This window comes from Methylophilus sp. VKM B-3414 (genome assembly GCF_032248435.1).
GTDB classification, from domain to species: domain Bacteria; phylum Pseudomonadota; class Gammaproteobacteria; order Burkholderiales; family Methylophilaceae; genus Methylophilus; species Methylophilus glucosoxydans.
This window is the reverse complement of sequence record NZ_JAVTLI010000001.1, coordinates 180392-200851: the sequence shown is the minus strand read 5'-3', so window position 1 is coordinate 200851 and position 20460 is coordinate 180392. Positions and strand designations below refer to the sequence as shown.

General features: G+C 51.8%; 17 protein-coding genes and 1 riboswitch. Of the genes, 7 read left to right on the top strand and 10 right to left on the bottom strand.

Going from position 1 to position 20460, the window contains the following annotated elements:
* Positions 1 to 18 precede the first annotated feature (18 nt).
* The 4 genes from Q9292_RS00990 (at position 19) to Q9292_RS00975 (ending at position 6911) form a co-directional block, all read left to right on the top strand.
* On the top strand, positions 19 to 2787 hold the full coding sequence (locus tag Q9292_RS00990) for a molybdopterin-dependent oxidoreductase (RefSeq protein ID WP_313983657.1): 2769 nt from the start codon (positions 19 to 21) through the stop codon (positions 2785 to 2787).
* 484 nt (positions 2788 to 3271) lie between these two features.
* Positions 3272 to 5848, top strand: a complete 2577-nt coding sequence (gene nirB, locus Q9292_RS00985; RefSeq protein WP_313983654.1) for a nitrite reductase large subunit NirB — start codon at positions 3272 to 3274, stop codon at positions 5846 to 5848.
* 15 nt (positions 5849 to 5863) lie between these two features.
* Positions 5864 to 6226: a nitrite reductase small subunit NirD gene (nirD, locus tag Q9292_RS00980; protein WP_313983651.1), complete on the top strand. Its 363-nt coding sequence runs from the start codon at positions 5864 to 5866 to the stop codon at positions 6224 to 6226.
* Between the two features lie 25 nt (positions 6227 to 6251).
* The gene (locus Q9292_RS00975) at positions 6252 to 6911 is read left to right on the top strand and encodes a type IV pili methyl-accepting chemotaxis transducer N-terminal domain-containing protein (RefSeq protein ID WP_313983649.1); all 660 of its coding nucleotides are present in this window, start codon (positions 6252 to 6254) and stop codon (positions 6909 to 6911) included.
* A gap of 121 nt (positions 6912 to 7032) precedes the next feature.
* On the opposite strand, the gene Q9292_RS00970 is transcribed toward Q9292_RS00975, so the two are convergent.
* Positions 7033 to 7278 carry a hypothetical protein gene (locus Q9292_RS00970; RefSeq protein WP_313983647.1) on the bottom strand — a complete coding sequence of 82 codons (246 nt, stop codon included), beginning with the start codon at positions 7276 to 7278 and terminating at the stop codon, positions 7033 to 7035.
* Between the two features lie 194 nt (positions 7279 to 7472).
* Positions 7473 to 7557: riboswitch (Fluoride riboswitch) on the top strand.
* A gap of 296 nt (positions 7558 to 7853) precedes the next feature.
* Between Q9292_RS00970 and Q9292_RS00965 the strand changes: the two genes are divergently transcribed.
* A complete protein-coding gene (locus Q9292_RS00965) occupies positions 7854 to 8762 on the top strand; it encodes a LysR family transcriptional regulator (RefSeq protein ID WP_313983644.1) in 909 nt (302 codons plus the stop codon).
* A gap of 263 nt (positions 8763 to 9025) precedes the next feature.
* On the top strand, positions 9026 to 11623 hold the full coding sequence (locus Q9292_RS00960; protein ID WP_313983641.1) for a methyl-accepting chemotaxis protein: 2598 nt from the start codon (positions 9026 to 9028) through the stop codon (positions 11621 to 11623).
* A gap of 53 nt (positions 11624 to 11676) precedes the next feature.
* Here the strand turns inward: Q9292_RS00960 and Q9292_RS00955 are convergent, their stop codons facing one another.
* Both Q9292_RS00955 and Q9292_RS00950 read right to left on the bottom strand, forming a co-directional pair.
* Positions 11677 to 12543: a DMT family transporter gene (locus tag Q9292_RS00955; protein ID WP_313983639.1), complete on the bottom strand. Its 867-nt coding sequence runs from the start codon at positions 12541 to 12543 to the stop codon at positions 11677 to 11679.
* An 84-nt stretch (positions 12544 to 12627) separates the two neighbouring features.
* Complete coding sequence (locus Q9292_RS00950; protein ID WP_275357032.1) at positions 12628 to 12957, bottom strand: ArsR/SmtB family transcription factor; 330 nt, start codon at positions 12955 to 12957, stop codon at positions 12628 to 12630.
* 104 nt (positions 12958 to 13061) lie between these two features.
* Here Q9292_RS00950 and Q9292_RS00945 point away from each other — a divergent pair, with 104 nt between their 5' ends.
* On the top strand, positions 13062 to 14177 hold the full coding sequence (locus tag Q9292_RS00945; protein ID WP_313983634.1) for an NADH:flavin oxidoreductase/NADH oxidase: 1116 nt from the start codon (positions 13062 to 13064) through the stop codon (positions 14175 to 14177).
* Positions 14178 to 14244: 67 nt separating this feature from the next.
* Here the strand turns inward: Q9292_RS00945 and Q9292_RS00940 are convergent, their stop codons facing one another.
* From Q9292_RS00940 to Q9292_RS00910, 7 genes are all read right to left on the bottom strand, one after another.
* Positions 14245 to 14748, bottom strand: a complete 504-nt coding sequence (locus tag Q9292_RS00940) for a chemotaxis protein CheW (RefSeq protein WP_194747246.1) — start codon at positions 14746 to 14748, stop codon at positions 14245 to 14247.
* Positions 14749 to 14859: 111 nt separating this feature from the next.
* Positions 14860 to 15969, bottom strand: coding sequence for a porin (locus Q9292_RS00935; protein ID WP_313983631.1), 1110 nt, complete (start codon positions 15967 to 15969; stop codon positions 14860 to 14862).
* A gap of 16 nt (positions 15970 to 15985) precedes the next feature.
* A complete protein-coding gene (locus Q9292_RS00930; protein WP_313983628.1) occupies positions 15986 to 16666 on the bottom strand; it encodes a DUF2490 domain-containing protein in 681 nt (226 codons plus the stop codon).
* Between the two features lie 51 nt (positions 16667 to 16717).
* A complete protein-coding gene (locus tag Q9292_RS00925; protein ID WP_313983626.1) occupies positions 16718 to 18028 on the bottom strand; it encodes a diguanylate cyclase in 1311 nt (436 codons plus the stop codon).
* Complete coding sequence (locus tag Q9292_RS00920; protein ID WP_194747249.1) at positions 18012 to 19085, bottom strand: chemotaxis response regulator protein-glutamate methylesterase; 1074 nt, start codon at positions 19083 to 19085, stop codon at positions 18012 to 18014. Before Q9292_RS00920 ends, Q9292_RS00925 begins: the two co-directional genes overlap by 17 nt.
* A gap of 14 nt (positions 19086 to 19099) precedes the next feature.
* Positions 19100 to 19639: a chemotaxis protein CheD gene (locus tag Q9292_RS00915; RefSeq protein ID WP_313983623.1), complete on the bottom strand. Its 540-nt coding sequence runs from the start codon at positions 19637 to 19639 to the stop codon at positions 19100 to 19102.
* A gap of 5 nt (positions 19640 to 19644) precedes the next feature.
* Positions 19645 to 20460: a protein-glutamate O-methyltransferase CheR gene (locus Q9292_RS00910; protein WP_313983621.1), complete on the bottom strand. Its 816-nt coding sequence runs from the start codon at positions 20458 to 20460 to the stop codon at positions 19645 to 19647.

The window sequence follows — 20460 nt, the reverse complement described above, 5'->3', positions numbered from 1 at the left end:
AACACGGACAGCTCCCTTATGTCGCAACAGCAACAACTACAGACTGCAAACGATCTGCTCACCGCAGTACCGGTCTCCTTCCATCCGCAACGACGTGAAACCCGCAGCACCTGCTGCTATTGCGGTGTCGGCTGTGGCGTCATCATTACCACCGAGGGCCAGCAGATTGTCGATGTCAAAGGTGACCCCGAGCATCCGGCCAACTTTGGCCGCCTGTGCACCAAGGGTTCGACCCTTCACCTGACTGCTAAACTGGATGCACGCGCCCTCTACCCGGAACTGCGCCTGTCGCGTGACCTGCCGCGTGCACGCGTCAGTTGGGATACCGCGCTCGATCATGTGGTCGACCGCTTTGCTGAGATCATCAACACCCATGGCCCGGATGCAGTGGCTTTTTACATCTCTGGCCAGTTGCTGACCGAAGATTATTATGTGTTTAACAAGCTGGCCAAAGGCTTGATTGGCACCAACAACGTCGATACCAATTCCCGCTTGTGCATGAGCTCTGCCGTCGCCGGTTACAAGGCCACACTGGGTGCCGATGCGCCACCGGCCTGTTATGAGGATATCGACCATACGCAATGCCTGTTCATCGCTGGCTCCAATACCGCCTTTGCCCACCCGATTGTGTTCCGCCGCATTGAAGATGCCAAGGCCAACAACCCGGACATGAAAATGGTGGTGGTAGACCCGCGCCGCACCGATACCGCACAGCTGGCAGACTTGCACCTGGCGATCTTGCCCGGCACCGACGTCGCGCTGTTTAACGGCCTGTTGCATGTGATGCTGTGGGAAGGCCTGCTCGATATGGCTTATATCCGCAACCACACCGAAGGCTTTGAAGCGCTCAAGGAAACCGTGCGCGAATACACGCCCAAGATGGTGGCCGATATTTGTGGCGTGCCTGAGGCCGATATCATTCAGGCCGCCAAGTGGTTTGGTGCGGGCCCGACCTTGTCCATGTATTGCATGGGACTGAACCAGTCCATCCATGGCACTGAAAAAAATGCCGCGCTGATCAACCTGCACCTGGCCACCGGCCAGATCGGCAAGCCCGGCGCAGGCCCGTTCTCGCTGACCGGCCAACCCAACGCCATGGGCGGCCGCGAAGTCGGCGGCATGGCCAACCTGCTGTCTGGCCACCGCGACCTCGCCAATGCCGAACACCGTGCAGAAGTCGCGCGCTTGTGGGGCGTGCCCGACGTCCCGGCCACCCCGGGCAAAACCGCAGTAGAGATGTTTGAAGCGGTTAAAAGCGGTGAGATCAAGGCCATTTGGATTGCCTGTACCAATCCCGCACACTCCATGCCAGACCTCAACAATGTGTTGGCCAGCCTGCAACAGGCTGAGCTGGTCGTGTTGCAAGATGCGTTTAACAACACCGACAGCAACATCTACGCCGATGTGTTTCTGCCTGCCTCCACCTGGGGCGAAAAAGAAGGCACGGTCACCAATTCGGAGCGCCGTATCACGCGCGTACAGCCAGCCGCCCCCAAGCCGGGTGAAGCCCGTCATGACTGGGAGGCAGTGGTCGACTTTGCCCACCGTTTGGCACAAAAACTGGGTAAACCAGACACCCTGTTTAACTACCCGAATACCGAAACCATTTTTAATGAGCACCGCGAAAGCACACGTGGCCGCGATCTCGATATCACCGGCCTTACCTATAAGATTCTGGAAAGTCAGGGCCCGCAACAATGGCCATTTAAATCTGGTGTGACACAAGGCGAAGCCCGCTTGTATACCGATGGCGTGTTTCAGAAACCCGGCGGCAAGGCGCATTTTGTCAGCGCGGTGTACAAGCCGACCGCCGACAAGCCGGACGCGCGCCATCCGTTCCGCCTGCTCACCGGCCGCCTGCGCGACCAATGGCATGGCATGAGCCGCACCGGCACGCTGGCGCAGCTCTACAACCATGTCGAAGAGCCCGTGGTTTCCATGCATGCCGATGACATGCAACGTCGCCAGATCAGCGAGGGCGACATTGTTAAACTGAGTAACAAGCGCGGTGAGTTAATCATCAAGGTACAGCAATCCGACGAAGTCAAACCGGCCGAGCTGTTTATCCCCATGCACTGGGGCAGCCAGTTTATGCATGGCCTGGGCGTGAATGTGTTGATGCCACCGGCTTTTGATAAAACCTCCAAGCAACCGGAACTCAAGCATACGGCGGTCAAGATCGAAAAGTTGAGCTTGCCCTGGCAAATGACGGTGATGCGCAGCTGCAACGACCTGCACTTGCTCGCCGACATCCGCGCGCTGTTGGTGGCCTTTGATTACGCCACCGTGGGACTGTATGGCCGTGGCAACGGCATGCTGATTCTGCGCGCGGCGCACCACGCTGCCCCAGATAGCCAACTGATCGCCCGGCTGGATCAGTTGCTTGGCATGGTCGAAGATGCGCCCATGCTACGGCTGGATGATGTCAAACGCGGCATCAGTAAACGCATTCTGGTCGAGCAAGGCCAAGTCAGCGCGGTGCGCCTGATTGGTGAAATGCTGGCCGCAGACTGGCTCAAGCAAGTCATGCTCGAAGGCCAGTTCACCGATGAATTGCGCAAATGGGCACTGGCGCCGCTGGCGGCGCCCCCCACTGGACAAAAATCACGCGGCAAGATCGTCTGTAACTGCCTGGATGTCTCAGAAAACGAGATTATCGAGACCTGTCAAATGGGAGCGGATTTACCGACGCTGCAAGCCAAGCTGAAATGTGGCACCAGTTGCGGCTCCTGCGTGCCGGAACTCAAGCGGCTGGTCAAACTGCATGGCAAAACCCATGCGGGATAAGGACATCACGCGCGCACCTGAATGCAGTTGATCGCCTGTCTGCACAGGATTGCGCCAAGGATGGTGCAATCCTGTGCACATGCCTCATTAGCGTGCACCAAACCAATGGCAGATGGATCGCACGGTGCCCGCAAGCTCAAACATACACGCAATATCGCAGATAAAACACATCAGGAACAATGACTTAGCATAAATCCTGATTCATCTGCGCCCCCATCCTGGCGGTTGGCATGCCAATTGCTTTTTTTTATCACAAAGTGGCGTTTTATCATGCCATTTTTAAATCAGAGATTTTCCATCGTCGGCAAATCTCATACTGGACAACGGCGTCCATAGCTTGTTTCGCAGGATTGCAATGTGCAATCGCGACATAGGCTATGGACGCCGCTTTTGTTTTTAGGCTTTGAGTTTGATAACGCAATGCTCGCAACTGACATGAAAAACATCGTGACACTGCCTGCTTGCATCTGATTAGGAATACAAGATGAATCAACACACACGCATCCTCGTCGTCGGCAACGGCATGGTGGGTCATTACTTTGTGCAAGAGCTGGTGAAACGCCACCCTGACCTGGCCGCGGCTAACCTGCAAGTCACCGTGCTGGGCGAAGAACCACGCCCGGCTTATGACCGCGTGCACCTCTCCAGCTTTTTCTCGGGCAGCACGGCGGAAGACCTGTCGCTGGTCGAGCCTGGGTTTTATGACCGGCCGGGCCTGACGTTGCGCCTCAATGCCCGCGTCAGCCAGATTGACCGCCACCAGCATACCGTGACACTGATAGACAACACGATCTTGCCCTACGACAAGCTGGTGCTGGCGACCGGCTCTTATCCATTTGTCCCTTCTGTCACCGGGCGTGACCGTGAAAACTGTTTTGTCTACCGCACCATTGAAGATCTCGAAGCCATGACGGCAGCAGGCAAAACCGCCAAGAGTGGTGTCGTTGTAGGCGGTGGTTTACTAGGTCTGGAATGTGCCAAGGCATTGAAAGACATGGGCCTGGAAACCCATGTGGTTGAATTTGCGCCCCGTTTGATGGCGGTGCAAGTAGACGAAGCAGGCGGCAAAGTGCTGCGCAGCAAAATTGAGGAGCTGGGTGTACACGTGCACACCAGCCGCAATACCACGGCGATTGTCGATGGTGCGACAGCACGTCACCGTATGGTGTTCTTTGATGACACCTGGCTGGAAACCGACATGATCGTGTTCTCTGCCGGTATCCGTCCACGAGACGAACTGGCACGTGAATCCGGCCTGGCCATCGGTGCCCGTGGCGGTATTGCCATAGATAACTTCTCCCGCTCCAGTGACCACAATATTTACGCCATCGGCGAATGCGCCAGCTGGAACGACGAGATGTTCGGCCTGGTCGCGCCTGGCTATGACATGGCCCGCACCGCCTGCGCGCACCTGCTGGGTGAAACATCGACCACTTTCCAGGGCGCAGACATGAGCACCAAGCTCAAACTGATGGGTGTGGACGTTGCCAGCGTGGGCGATGCGCATGGCAAAACCCATGGCTGCCGCAGCTACCAGTACACCGATGAAGTGCGCAATATCTACAAAAAAATCGTCGTCAGCGAAGATGGCAAAAAACTGCTGGGCGCCGTGCTGATTGGCAATGCCGATGAATACGGCACGCTGCAACAGATGACCGTCAACGACATGCCGCTGCCAGAAAATCCTGAATTCCTGATTCTTCCAGCCAGCGATGGCAAGGAAAAACCTGGCCTGGGCGTGGATGCCCTGCCGGATACTGCGGTACTGTGTTCTTGCAATAACGTCAGTAAGGGCGCGATTGGCGAAGCGGTGGCGGCTGGCAATTGCAGTATAGGCGCCATCAAGTCTTGCACCAAAGCCGGTACCGCCTGTGGTGGCTGCGTGCCGTTGGTGACGCAGGTGATGAAAGCGCAGATGGTGAAACTGGGCATGACCGTCAACAATCACCTGTGCGAACACTTCCCGTATTCGCGCCAGGAGCTTTACCACCTGGTGCGTGTGGGCCAGATCAAAACCTTTGACGAGTTACTGCATAAACACGGCCAGGGCTTGGGCTGCGATATCTGCAAACCCACCGCCGCTAGCATTCTGGCCTCATGCTGGAACGAATTTATCCTGAAGAAAGACCTGGCGTCCTTACAAGACTCCAATGACTATTTCCTGGGCAACATCCAGAAAGACGGCAGCTACTCGGTGGTGCCACGCATGCCGGGCGGCGAGGTGACGCCGGATGGCCTGATCGCCATCGGCCAGATTGCGAAAAAATACGGCTTGTATACCAAGGTCACCGGTGGCGCACGCGTGGACATGTTTGGTGCCCGCGTGGAGCAATTGCCCAATATCTGGGAAGAGTTGATCGCGGCTGGCTTTGAGTCTGGCCATGCTTATGGCAAATCCCTGCGTACCGTCAAAAGTTGTGTCGGCTCCACCTGGTGCCGGTATGGCGTGGATGACAGCGTCGGCCTGGCCGTGCAGTTGGAAAACCGTTACAAAGGCCTGCGTGCCCCGCACAAAATCAAGTTTGGTGTCTCGGGCTGCACGCGTGAATGCGCCGAAGCGCAAGGCAAGGATGTGGGGTTGATTGCGACTGAAAATGGCTGGAACCTCTATGTGTGCGGCAATGGTGGCATGAAGCCACGCCATGCCGAGCTGCTTGCAAGCGACCTCAGCAAAGAAGACGCCATCCGCATGATAGACCGCTTCCTGATGTTCTATATCCGCACGGCTGACCGCCTGCAACGCACCAGCACCTGGCGTGATAACCTCGAAGGCGGCCTGGATTACCTCAAGCAAGTCGTGATTGAGGATTCGTTAGGGCTGGGCGCTGAACTGGAATCCCAAATGCAACACGTGGTAGACAACTATCAGGACGAGTGGAAAACCGCCGTTACTGACCCCGAAGTGCGCAAGCGCTTCCGCAGCTTCGTCAATAGTGTGGCAGGTGACGACAATATTGTCTTCGTCAATGAGCGCAACCAGATCCGCCCGGCCACGCCCGCAGAAAAACAGCAGACCGCACCTGCCGCCAAGGTCATCCCCATCCTGGCAGCAACAGAGTAATCAAGGAAACCGTCTATGAATCAGTTACAAGCAACAAACGCCCAGCCTGCCGAGGCAGCCGCATGGCACCCAGTGTGCGCACTCGAAGATATCTGGCCGAATATGGGGGTCTGTGCCCTGATTGAAGGCCAACAAATTGCCATTTTCCGCCTTAAAGACGACCAGCTCTACGCGCTGGATAATCACGACCCGCATAGCGAGGCCAATGTGCTGTCCCGCGGCCTGGTCGGTGACCTTAGCGGCGAGCCTGTGGTCGCCTCACCGATTTACAAGCATCACTACCAGCTACGCACTGGCCTCTGTGTTGAGGACGCAACCGTGTGTCTGAATGTTTACCCGGTCGAAGTCAGGGATGGCAAGGTGTGGGTACAACGATAACCAGGGTGACTCAGAGGACAGAACCATGCACGCCATGAAAAAGACCGATAAACCCGGCCAGCACACCATCCTGAATAGTGACCGCATGGTGGCGCTGATCAACCTCTCTGGCCGCCAGCGCATGCTATCGCAACGCATTGCGCTCAATATCCTGTTGAGTGCACACCAGCCTGAAGCACTGGCGCAAGCCAAAGAGGCGTTGGCCTTGTTTAGCCAGACACATACACTTCTGGTCAAAGGCAACCATGAGTATCCCGGTGTTTATTTTGCCGCGCTGGAAAAAGTATTGTTTGGCCCGGAAGATAACGAGGCCAACATCCGGCAATTTATTCAACATTGCCAACAGGCGATTAGCGCCTGCGAAAGTAATCAGGGTCTGCCTGCAGCCATGATCCCCTTGCTGGGCGAAGAGGCCAGCTTGATCGTGGCCGTCCTCAACCAGATTACGGTCACGTACGAAAATGAATCCAAACACTGCGAACTGCTCAGACGCAAAAAGCAGGAAAACCTGATGAGCAGCATCCAGAAGATCGCCAAAGAAGCCAAGATTGTTTCCTTTAACGCGCAGGTCATCGCCGCACGGTCTGGCGACGCCGGCAAGGAGTTTGCCGTGGTCGCCAGCGTCATGACCGACATCACCAATGAAATTGAACAACTGGTGGCTAAAGCGCTGGTGAGTGATTAACACCCTAAAACACCATCACCATCAGCCCTGATGGATGATGGTGATTTGTTTGCGCACGAACGGCAGTGCCAGTCACTGTCGTCGCGCATTATGCGGGGATGAGGCAATCATTCCCCATGGGTTAGCCGTGGTGTTCATGGGCAGCAGCCACTTGATGCTGTGACTGCACATTATTTTCCATCACTTGCTCGATAAAGGGATTCTGGCTGAGGCTATAGTCAGATGCACTTTGTGCGCTGGCCTGGCTCGATTCAAACTTGGTATGCAGCATCGTTTCAACCGCGTTCAAATCTGTGGCGTTTGAGTTATCGGCCGCAAAACCAGCGACTGAAAAAGACAAAAGAACAAGGGTAGATAACAGTTTCATTTTTGACTCCTAGTGATAAACAACAATACGTTGTGAGGTGAAATTTACGCGGAGTCTGGGAGGAAATGAAATTGTTTGTTTGAATGGATTTATTCAAACAAACAATGGAACCTTTGGCGTCTTACGGCGAGCTTACAAAGCCTTAAATAGGGAGGAGATTCCCTTGACGATAGATTGATGCCCATCTAATATCAAACCCCATAGGAGATGACATTCCTCCTTGGGAGTCGCGAGTAAATACTTCCTCAACCGCCCAGTGCTGATGATGTCTACACGAACCCGGGACGGGGGGTGTAGACACGACCATACGCTTTGTCCTGATATTGAAACCAAGCTTGGGACAAGTCTCTTGAAATTGACACCAGTTCACACACCACAGACCTTGTTGCGTCAACATTCGGTTCGGATTTCCTGTCCGCCGCAACCCTATCCGCCTGTCTTGCCCAAGCCAGGGCCTGACCCTGCGCCGCCACCGGAATGATGAGATGCATGCCCCCACGATTTGTTTTGACCAAGGTGGAAAAGATTGCCTGCCAGCGCCTCTGACCCCACACTCAGCCAAGGACCGATAAGCCATGAACTTACGTGATTTGAAGTATTTATTAGCCGTCTCTGAATATAAAAACTTTAGCAAGGCGGCTGAACATTGTGCAACCACGCAGCCCACTTTGAGCAATCAGATCAGAAAGCTGGAAAACTATCTGGAGGTGGAGATCTTTGAAAGAGGCACGCATTTTGTACGCGTCACGCCTGTGGGAGAAAAGATTATTGAGGCGGCCACGCAGGTGATCGAGCATGCAAACCAGATTGTTCACATTGCTCGTGAAGCCAGGCAGCATGCCTCTGCCAAGCTCACCTTTGGCAGTTTTCCGTCTCTTGGCCATGCCCTGCCACTGCAATACATCTTCCATCTAAAACAGCAGTTCAAGCCATTTAAAGTGCAACATGTGGAAGAAGATGTGGATGTGCTCATCGATTTATTGGTGAATCAGGAAATTGATTTTGCCTTGCTGCCATTGCCGGTCACGCATGCCAGTCTGACGGGCATCAAACTGCTGGATGACCCGTTGTACGTAGTGGTACCCAGCCATCATGCCTATGCCTCATGCAAAAGCCTGCAACTCAGTGATTTAAACCAGCAAGCCCTGCTGTTTCTGGTGGAGGATCAGTCGCATTACCGGCAAATTCTGGAGCATTTTGATGCCAATTTTGCCCGGCAGCATTTGGACAAAGATGATGATTTCAAGGCGGTGAGCTTTGAAGCGCTCAGGATGATGGTCAAACATGGTTTGGGGCTGGCCGTGATTCCTGGCACAGCCATCAACCATGAGGATCATGATGTGCACTATATCCCCTTTGCCTTACCGGCGATTGGTCGCTCGATTGGCGTTTACTGGCATAAACATCATGCGAATCCGACCCTATTGCAAGCGATCTGTACCTATTTGCAAACCACGATGTCCGCCGAGAACACGCTGTTTTAACCCGTCATCCAGCCATTGCCATTGACGGATATTGGCATGCAACCGCCTCATCCGGCCTTAAGGCCGCTATCGACATATGCCATCGCATGCAGAGGTCAGCATCCAGAATAAATTAACATAAATAAATATCCACGATAATTATATTCATAAAAATCAATCATTTAAGCGTATGAATCGGTTTTTATTGGCACATACTCACCAACGACTTAAAGGTTTAATAGCAGACTCATAGCGTGTAAATATTACTAAAGAGGACTTTTTTCATGCAAATTGCACGTCTCAAGCTGTCTACCTTGATAGTCAGCGTTTTGACGACTATCCTGCTGGCTGTTTGCCTGTTCGTATTTTTGAATATGCAGTCCAATAAAACAGTGGCGATTAATGGGAAGCAATACAACAAGATCATAGACCAGAAGGATCTGGTCGCTGACGTATTACCCCCACCGGAATACCTGATTGAAACCTGGCAACTGATTCTGCAAAGCGTCGCCATGAATGCATCATCCGCGGGCCCCCTGCAGCAAAAAGTCAGCGTCCTTAGGGCCGAGTTTGAAAAACGCCATGCTTACTGGGAGAAGAAACTTAATAACCCCGAGATCAAGCATTTGATGGCTGAACAGCTGTATGCCTCAGGCCAGGCTTTTTTTGCAATATACGATCACAAATTTATCCCTGCGCTGAATGCGCAGGATAAAAAGCAGATTGAGTCTGCATTGCACGAGTTAAACGCTGCCTACGAGGCCCATCGAACAATTGTTGATCAAGTGGTCATCTACACAAACAAGACAGCGCAAACGCTGGAAGCTGAAACAGCGCAAGTCATTTCCAAGGGTGAGATCGCCAATTATGTGATGGTGTTGCTGCTGATCGCGTTTGCCAGCGGCTTAGGCTATTTCATCGTCAGCACGGTTAAAAAACGTTTGGGTATGGATCCTGTTGAGTTGTCAGAGTTGGCTGGCCGTTTTTCTGATGGTGACTTTTCAGCGCACATTGCATTGCCTGTTGGCGATGAAACCAGTGTCGCGCACTCCATGCAGGTACTCCAACGCACGCTGAGCAAACTCTCAACGGAAACCAACCGCCTGGCGAAAGCAGCGATTGAAGGGCAATTGTCTACGCGTGCAGAGACGGCAGCCTTTAATGGCGAGTTCAAGCGCTTGGTCGAGGGCTTTAACCAGACGCTGGATGGTGTGATTGTGCCGTTAAATGTGGCGGCGAGCTATGTGGCAGATATCTCCAAAGGCAATATCCCTGACAAGATTACTGCAACGTATCATGGCGATTTCAATGCCATTAAAGATAATCTTAATCATTGCATTGATGCCGTGAATGCGCTGATTACGGACGCCAATATGTTGTCAGAGGCGGCGGTTGCCGGACGCTTGTCTACGCGTGCAGATGCCAGCAAACATGAAGGCGATTTCCGCAAAATTGTTGAGGGCGTGAACCATACGCTGGATGCGGTCATTTCTCCACTCAATGTCGCTGCAGAATATGTGGATCATATTGCCAAAGGCCACATTCCACCTAAAATCACGGACACTTACCATGGCGATTTCAACACCATTAAAAATAACCTTAACCAGTGCATTGATGCCGTCAATGCGCTGATTATGGATGCCAATCACCTGTCACAGGCCGCCGTCAAAGGCGAGCTGTCTACACGGGCGGATGCGAATAAACATAATGGTGATTTTAGAAAAATTATTGAGGGCGTGAATCACACGCTGGATGCGGTGATTGTGCCGCTGAATATGGCGGCCAGCTATGTCGCGCGGATCGCGCATGGCGACATTCCTGCCGAGATTACCGCCCCGTATTACGGCGATTTCAACGAAATAAAAAACAACCTGAATACTTGCATCCAGGCGATTAATCAACTGCTCGAGGACTCTGCGCTATTGGCACAAGCGGCCAAGGAAGGACGTATCCAGGTGCGGGCTGACGAAATGAAACATGCTGGTGATTTCCGTAAAGTCATTGCAGGCGTCAACCAGACGCTGGACCTGATTGTTGAACCGATTAAAGCCGTACGACAGGCAGTTGAAGCGATTGATACTGCAGCCAGTGAGATCGCCAGTGGCAATAACCAACTTTCGCGCCGGACGGAAGACCAGGCAGCGAGCCTTGAAGAAACCGCCGCCAGCATGGAGCAATTCGCTTCTATCGTCAAACATAATGCAGAGAATGCTCAAGAAGCCAACCAACTGGCGCTGACAGCATCAAACGTGGCTGAAAACGGCGGCCAGGTTGTACGCGAGGCCATTGCCAGCATGAATGCAATGAATGAAAGTGCACGCCAGATTGAAGACATCATTGCCGTGATTGATGGCATCGCCTTCCAAACAAATATCCTGGCCTTGAACGCAGCCGTAGAAGCGGCGCGCGCCGGCGAACAGGGCCGAGGCTTTGCCGTGGTGGCGAATGAGGTCGGCGCACTGGCACAGCGCTCATCCGTCGCTGCAAAAGAAATCAATGGCTTGATTAGCACCTCGGTCAATAACACCTACGATGCAGTCAAACAGGTAGACCTTGCTGGTAAAACCATGGAAGAGGTGGTCAGTTCAGTGAAAAAAGTCTCTGAAATCATGCGAGACATCAGTGAAGCCTCGTTTGAGCAAAGCAAAGGCATAGAACAAGTGAATCAGGCAATCACCCACATAGACGAAGCCACGCAGCAAAATGCGGCACTGGTCGAAGAAGCCGCCGCGGCAGCAGAATCATTACTGGATCAGGCTAACCAGCTGAGCCAGTCCGTCCAACGCTTCAAACTGGATCAACCCGACCATACACCCCATAGCTGGAAGTCGACCGAGCCTGAAGAAGAGGAAGATACTCTCATGCGCATGACGGGAACATGAGCGGGCTCACATTGGCCGTGGTGATAAGATCAACCTTAAGTTTGCTGTGAATCTTAACGGGCTTTTGCCCCTGAGAGCGCGCTAAAACTGACGGCGCTGATCACCAGCACGGCACCAAACAATTGCCCCTGCGTAGGTAGAACGTGCTCAAAAGCGGCAATCACCATGGTGGTGACTGGAATCAGGTTCATGAAAATCGCTGCTTTGGCAGGGCCTAAATGTTTAATGCTGGCATTCCAGAACAGGTAAGCCAGGACGCCGCCGCCGAGTGCCATAATCAACAAGGCCAACCCGGCATGTGCCGTTGGCATCACCAACGGGCTACCGTTGCATGCCGCAGCCAGGCTCAATGCCAGCGCCCCCACGGTCATGATGCCGGCAGTGCTGGCAATCCCGCTCACCTGCTTAGGCATCATTTTCTTCACCAACACGTTATAAACCGCCCAGTTGAGCGATGCAATCATGATATACAGGTCACCCGTCGCAATCGTCCACTCGGCCCCTGCCCCCAGCACCACAATGGCGACGCCAGCAATGCCCACCGGGAAAGCCAGCAGCTGCGCCAGCTTGGGCCGCTCACCGAGGATGAAATAGCTTAAGATCGCGGTCAGAAGCGGGTTTAAAGCCATGATCAAAGCGCCATTAATCGCCGAGGAATGTGCCATGCCCAAAAAGAAAAACAAGTTAAAACCAAAGACACCCACAATCCCCAGCGTCAAGTAGGCCTTCCACTCACGTAAGGGAATTACCGCCTGTGAAAACCGGGCAATCAGGATCATGACAATCGCCGCAATCGTATAGCGGCTGGCACCGGCCAGATAAGGGCTCATTTCAGCCAGCACCGGTTTTGCCAGATTGAAATTGGCGCCCCAGAGGATGGCAGCCAGGGTGGCCATCAAATACGTTTTGATCAGGTTCACTTCACGCTTTCAGTTTCAGACTGGGGCAACAACGCTAGGACATCACAAGCGCTTGCGTTAGTGTGCCCGTTTTCAGGCACATGTTTATTCGGATGCCGGCACCCCTGCTGGACGCAAGGATTGCAACACAGACTTGAGGACACCGGGAAACTTCTGCTCAATTTCTTCCAGACGCAACGCATTCATATGCTCTGTCCCCTCAATGAGAGTTTCTACCAGGCCGGCCGCACGCAGAATTTTAAAGTGGTGAGACAGGCTGGATTTAGGCCGATTCAAGTCAAACTCGCCGCAGGTCATCTTTCGGCCAGCCACCGCCAGTCGCCCGACAATTTCTAGCCGGGTTGGGTCAGACAAGGCATACATGAGGTCGGTGAGTTCGACCTGTTCTATGCTGGGATGTTTAATTTGTCGCATGGTCTGAATTTATCATACCTCTTGATATTATTCCATTGTTCGATTATATTCGAACAATGGAATTTAAACCCATTCTGCAACACACATTTGTTAAAGGACGTTTTATGGCTGATTTGTTTTCTCGTTTCCAGTTAAAAGCAGTGACCTTAAGAAACCGCATTGCGGTGCCGCCCATGTGCCAGTACATGGCCGAAGATGGCGTCGCCAACGACTGGCACCAGGCGCATTACGCGACACTGGCCCGCGGTGGCAGTGGCCTGGTGATTGTGGAGGCGACCGGCGTAGCACCTGAAGGCCGCATTACACCTGGGTGTCTGGGCATCTGGAATAATGCGCAAGCAGAGCAATTGCGTAAGATTGCGGCGGCCATCAAAGCTGCAGGCGCAGTCCCCGGCATCCAGATTGCGCATGCCGGCCGCAAAGCCAGTGCCAACAAACCCTGGGAGGGCGATGACCATATGGCCGAAAGTGATCCGCGTGCCTGGCAACCGATTGCACCTTCTGCCCTGGCCTTTGGCGGTGGCTTGCCGCGTGTCCCCCAAGCCATGACGCTTGCAGATATTGCCCGCGTACAAAATGACTTTGTGGCTGCGGCCAAACGTGCACTGGCCGCTGGTTTTGAATGGCTGGAAATCCACTTTGCGCATGGTTACCTGGGCCAAAGCTTTACCTCGGCGCACTCTAACCAGCGTACCGACCAATATGGCGGTAGTTTTGAAAACCGCTCACGGTTTACCATTGAGACCCTGGAAGCCATTCGCGCCGTCTGGCCGGAGCATCTGCCACTGACAGCCCGCTTTGGCGTGATTGAGTATGATGGCAAAGATGAAGAAACCTTGAATGAGTCTATCCAGCTGGTGAAAGCCTGGCGCGACCGTGGCCTGGATATGCTGAGTGTGAGTGTCGGCTTTACCATCCCTGAAACCAATATTCCCTGGGGACCCGCTTTTCTGGCACCGATTGCACAGCGCGTGCGTCAAGAAGCCGGGATTCCGGTGTCTTCCGCCTGGGGCTTTGGTGCCCCTACCCTGGCGGATGGCGCCATCCGCAACGAGCAACTGGATCTGGCCATGATCGGCCGCGCGCACCTTGAAAATCCGCATTGGCCTTATTTTGCGGCCAAGGCACTGGGTCAAGATCAGGCCGCCTGGGTGTTGCCAGCCCCGTATGCACATTGGCTGGCCAGGTATCACAACCCTAGCGAGACGGTTAAAAAGTAAGCCTGGGTAGCCACAAAAAAATAAACCTGCTTGCGCAGGTTTATTTTTTTGTTTGGCAGCGGCGGATTTATTCGGCGGGCTTATCCATCAACTCCATTTCATCACTGGCCATCAACCGCTCGATGTCCACCAGAATAATCATTTCACTCTCAACTGTTGCCAGACCAATCACATAGTTGGTGTTAATCCGTGTCACCAGTGTCGGCATTTCACGCAGATTCTCTTCGTACAACTCCCGCACATCCGATACGCCATCGACAACGATGCCGACGACGCGACCACTGAGGTTCAGAATAATGACGACCGTGAATTCGTTATAGACCACCTCGCCCAGATCAAACTTAATACGCAAATCCACGATAGGCACAATTTTGCCGCGCAGGTTGACCACGCCTTTGATAAAGGCAGGCATATTGGCAATATGGGTCACCGGATCATAGCCGCGGATCTCCTGTACTTTGAGGATATCAATCCCGTATTGCTCGTTGCCGAGAATAAAAGTCAGGTATTCGCCCGCTGTCTGTTTTGCGCTTGCACTGTCTGCACTGTTATTTTGTGTCGCTGCATTCATAACTGCTTCCTTAGATGAACTCATACACACTGACATTTTTGGGGTAGAGCCATACAAGCAAACCCTTGTTTGCATCGCATCGCTCTTGCCTGGCCCTCAGTATGGGCTTGATTAAAACTGAATAGCAATCGCCGTCGCTGCGATCAAGCTCTGATCAGTCTGGCGACGGCCCGACTCATTAAAAATATCATCCCTGCTTTGCAACTGACGCAGCTCAGCACGCACAGTGACACGCGGGCACACTTTATAATCGGCATTCACCGAGTAGCCCATGGTTTTAAAACCGTTGGGGGTGCCGGTGTTGATAATCACACCCTGTCTGTCCTGATAGTATTCCACGCGCCCGGTAACACTGAACTGGCTGGAATACTGATACTTGGCCAGTACGGCCGGCGCCAGCCACACATTGTAGCCGTCGCCCTCTCCTGGCGGTTTTTCTTCGGCGCCAATATCAAACGCGGTAATCAGGCTCCACTGCTCATCCAGCTTAAAGATGCCATAAAAGTCATGAAAATAACGCATCTGGCGCGCACGGTCAGATTTGTCATTGCCAATAAACGAGCTGCTATTGAGCGTCACCCGATCATTCGGTTTATAGGTGAGCTGATGGCCGATGGACGGTGTTGTGTTGCCTTGCGGTGCACGGATGCGCTGCCAACCACTCAACACCAGGCCACTCGCCATCCACTTGCCATCGGCTGAGGTATAACTGAGTTTGGCCCCTGTTTCAAAATAAGGCGAACTCTCTGCCATCAAGCTCCGCGTCAGCGTCCAGTTCTCGGTGCCGATCGCACTTTCAAAACCCAGGTGCGAGGGCATCACCCCGGCATCCAGCCAGAGATCGTGTTTGTCAGAAAGCTTGACACCCACATTGGCTTCAAAAATATGTTGCAACTCTTTGGGCTCGGCAGCGTAATTGGCGCGCATATAACTGCCTGAAGCCAGCGCCAGATTGCCGCGCACACGTTGCGTATTCAAACTGGCCTTGACCATGGCCAGATTGATGCTCAAATCATTGGCCCGGTTATGGCTATAGATAAAGTCGGGCCGTTTATGGTTGGGCGGATCATTAAAATCACGCACATAGTAGGTCTCGAGGTAGCCACTCAAGCTCAAGGGTGAGGACACCGCTACCGGCGTCTCCTCCGCCTTGACAGACAGTGGCAAACTACTGGTCAACACCAACAGAGTCGAAACAATCTTACTTAAGTTCATATGCATTTAACGACAGATTCCGCTAAAAATTAAAACGGATCGCCGTCATGAGGACATGATTCTCACGGTCTACGGTTTTGGTATTTATAAATTGGTTCAGATAGCCGATATCTGCATTGCTAAAGTCGCTGAATTTCCAGTTCACGCCCAGAAACAGGCGGTTCTGGTCAAACCCTTTGCGCGGACCCCAGTGTGTATCGTTAAAGTTGATAAACAACTCGTCATACACCACCCAGGATAATTGCGGATTCAAGCTCGAAGGCAGACTGGCGCGCACCATTTGCCGCCAGCGATAGGCATGCTGGCTAAAGTCCTCGCGCTCACGGTTTTCCAGCCTGGAACGGCTGCTCAAGCTCACGCCGCCAATCGGGTCAAACTGGTAAGAAAACTGCTGCCACAAGCGGTTTTCCTGATAGGCCGAGGCGCCTGCCGGATGATTGATAATCGTGTCATAACCCAACCAGACACTGGCCTTGGGTGTCACCTTGTAAAAAATGGACGGGCGCAGAATCAGCGTATCAAAATGCTTACCCTCATCACGCCAGCGCGGATGCGTGTCCATGCTCCAGTATAAATTCTCTACCGGCAATTTACCTTGCGCATAAATATTGAGCCAATAACGGCCGTCTTCTTCAACTTCTGCCCGAGCAAGACTTGAAAAAATGAGAGAAATCAAAACGATGACATAACTAAATACACGCACGGTAACGCCCCATCATAAGTTATAAATTAAGCGATGATCAGATCTCACTCATCAGGCCATCAGCGACAACATATTCAAGGACTGATCAAGTACCACCTGATTTCGACCTGAAAGTTTAGCTTTGCTTAACGCATCATCCGCACGCGCAAAGAGATGTTCGAAATCGTCTCCATACTCATACGAGGCAACACCAGCACTGATCGTGACATTCAAACCAGATAAATGTTGATTCGCAAAGTAGTCGCAAAAGCCTTGTGCATACTGACTGGCCGCTAACGTTGTTGTATTTTTCAAAATCACTAAAAACTCTTCCCCACCAATACGAAAACACAGTTCATTCGCAAAGAAATTTGCAAATAAAGCACCGGCCGCAGCTAATACCTCATCGCCAATCTTATGGCCATAGGTATCGTTGATCTGTTTAAAAAAATCAACATCTGCTACGATTAGCGCCAATGGTTTGGAAGACATATAGGCTTCAGAAATGACTTGCTGCTGTACATCACGCAAATAATGTCTGTTATATAACTTGGTCAATGCATCATGCGTTGCCAGTGATTGCATGGTTTGATATTGCATCTCATATGTGAGCAATAGTTGATAGCTCTCCAGCAAATGCTTGACCCTGATTTCAAACTCTTCCAGAGACGAGTCTTTTGAGTAAAAGTCATTTGCACCATTGAGGAGCAATTGTGTTCGCCGTGCAGGACTATTTAAGCCTGAAATAGCCAATATCGGAATACGTGACTTAGCCGCATCATGAGAATTTCTTATTGCGCTAATCACGGAGAATCCATCGCCTATCCCGGCTAAGCTAAAGTCTGTAATCACCAAATCGTAAGTGTTGTCGCTGATGCGCTGAATCGCGCCTTCAGCATCGACACAAAATTCGCAATCAAGCCCGATGCTCGCTAATCGCTCGCCATAGACTTGAGAAAGAGACGGACTATCTTCAATGAGCAACACCCGACCTTGGAGTTTATTGCGTTTAGACTGTGCAAAGTTCTGAATGAATGTATCTAAAGAGGAGATATTTAATTTACTAAAGCAGGCTGTAATTCCCACCTCAATAGATTCATGCGCAATTTGGTGAATGGCATTTGATGCGACCAACAAACTCACGCAGCTGCTACGTGTTTTGGGAGGCAATGCTTTAAAAAATTCTATCCCATTCATGGATTTATGATGGTAAGAAAACAAAAGCAAATCAACATGCTGCCCGTCTAATAACTCGATTGCCTGTAAAGGACTTGCAGCCTCTTCAACCTCAATCTCGTATTTCTTCAACAAAGATGACAATATTTTTCTTGTTGACTTGGAAGAATCTACAATCAGCGCTTTCACCTTATCGCCCACTACCATACATTACGATCTCTTGTGGAATTTTTGCCAGAGAAACCTCCCGTTCAACGGCTCCCAGCTTGTTTGCTTCTTTAGGCATTCCGTATACAACGCAACTTCTTTCATCTTGACCAAGCGTTTTTGCGCCCACCTCTCGCATTTCTTTGAGACCTTGGGCGCCATCATCCCCCATGCCCGTCATAATGATGCCCAGAGCATTTTTACCCGCCTGCTGGGCAACCGAACGGAAGAGCACATTGACCGAAGGGCGATGGCGACTGACGAGCGGGCCATCAATCACGTCAACATGGTATTGAGCACCACTGCGTTTAAGCAGCATGTGCTTACCACCAGGCGCAATCAAAGCGCGACCGGCAATCACGCGGTCGCCATGGGCGGCTTCCTTGACCTCAATCTCGCACAGTTCATTCAGTCTTTTGGCAAATGCTGCAGTAAAGTTTTCGGGCATATGCTGCACGATCACCATGCCAGGACAAACACGTGGTAATGAAGTCAACACGGCCTCCAGTGCTTGCGTACCGCCTGTTGAGGTCCCAATTGCCACTATCCCCTCCGTGGTTTGCGCCATGGCACGATTCGTCGCAGCGAGTACCGCATCCGCCGTCAGTTTAGGGGCGACCTTGGCCACAGGCTCAGCATGCGAGATTCTTTTCAGATTGGCTTTTGCCGCGACTTTGATCACATTGATAATGTCATTGGCATCATCTTCTAAAAAATCTTTCAAGCCCGCCTTGGGCTTGGTCACGATACTCACCGCCCCGGCCGCCAGCGCCTGAATGGTGGTTTCGGCGCCCTTCTCGGTCAGTGTCGAACAGATAATGACCGGCGTGGGGCGCTGCGACATGATTTTCTTGAGAAAGGTGATGCCGTCCATTCTGGGCATCTCCACATCCAGAATCACCACATCCGGCCAATCTTTCATCATTTTATCCATGGCAAAAATGGGATCTGCCGCTGCAGAGATGACCTCAATCTCTGAAGATTTTGAAATTTTCTCAGCAAGGACTTTTCTGACCACTGCTGAATCATCCACAATCATGACCCTGATTTTTTTCATAATTAATATTCTCGTTAAACCTTGCTTTTCACCCAGGCAAACCCACTCCAGATATCAAAAATAATATAGCGTGAGTCCTCGCCACCGTAATGATTGGCATGCACATGAAAACCATACTCTGCCAGAAGCATCAGAACGGCATGCAGGTTACGGTCACCAATATGGTTTTTTTGATTGATCTGCAATTTCGGGAACATATTGCTGCCGCCGAATACTTTCACCTGGCAGTCTTGTGGTCGAATCTTGCACTTGGCCATTTCTTCCATCATCAAGGCAATCGCTTCATCTGCATACTTGCCTGACTTGCCAGCAGCAGTTTCATTTTTTTCTTTATGTGAAACATGGCGTTGCGGCAACAGGATATGGCACATGCCCCCCATCTGTTTTGCCGGATGCCAGATCGTGACTGCCACACAGGAGCCCAGAATAGTACGAATTCTGGTGTCTGCATCGCCCCAATACCACTCGCCAGGCTGCAAAAAAACCTCAAAAACCTCTTCAGGCTTCTTATCCAACAATCCAAAACTCAAGGCAGGCTGGGTACGCATCAACATAACAACTAATTAGCAGTTTTTTTATAAATAGAAGGCGCTTCAGAGACAAATTTCTCAGTGACGCCATTCAAGCTCTCGGAATGACTGATCATGAAGTACCCGTCATTCTTGAGCAAAGGCAACATTTGATCAGTAATCTGTCGCTTAGTCTCGACATCAAAGTAAATCATCACGTTACGCAAAAAAATCACATCAAACTGGCCCAGATCAGGAAAAGGCTTGGTGAGATTGACCTGCAAGAATTTGATGCGTTGGCGGAGCTCTTTCACAATCAGCAGCTCACCATCGTGATCGCCGGTGCCTTTCAGGCAATATTTAGTCAGATAAGGTCTGGGGATCTCGGAGGCACGCTGCATGTTGTAACAACCGCTTTGCGCCTGCTGCAAGACCTTGGTGCTTAAGTCTGAGGCGACGATTTCCCAGGGCTCTTTGCCCAAATGTTCATCGAGCAACATGGCAATCGTATAGGGCTCTTCGCCTGACGAGCAAGCCGCACTCCAGACCCGGAAAGGCTTGCCTTTGCTACGCTTGGGCAGAATCACTTCTTTAAAGAAGTCAAAGTGTTTGGGCTCTCTGAAAAAATGCGTTTCGTTGGTGGTGAGCAAATCAATCGCAATCTGCTTTTCTTTTGCATTGGCGGGATCATTGATCAATTTGTAATACTGCGTAAACGAATTGAGTTGATAAAAATGCAAGCGTTTGCTAAGCCTGCCACTGACCAGCGGTTTTTTAACGTCTGACAGGGCAATACCGGCTTGTGCGTAAATAAAGCTTTTAAACAAGCCAAATTCTTTTACTGTCAATGATTCAATCTGATCCAT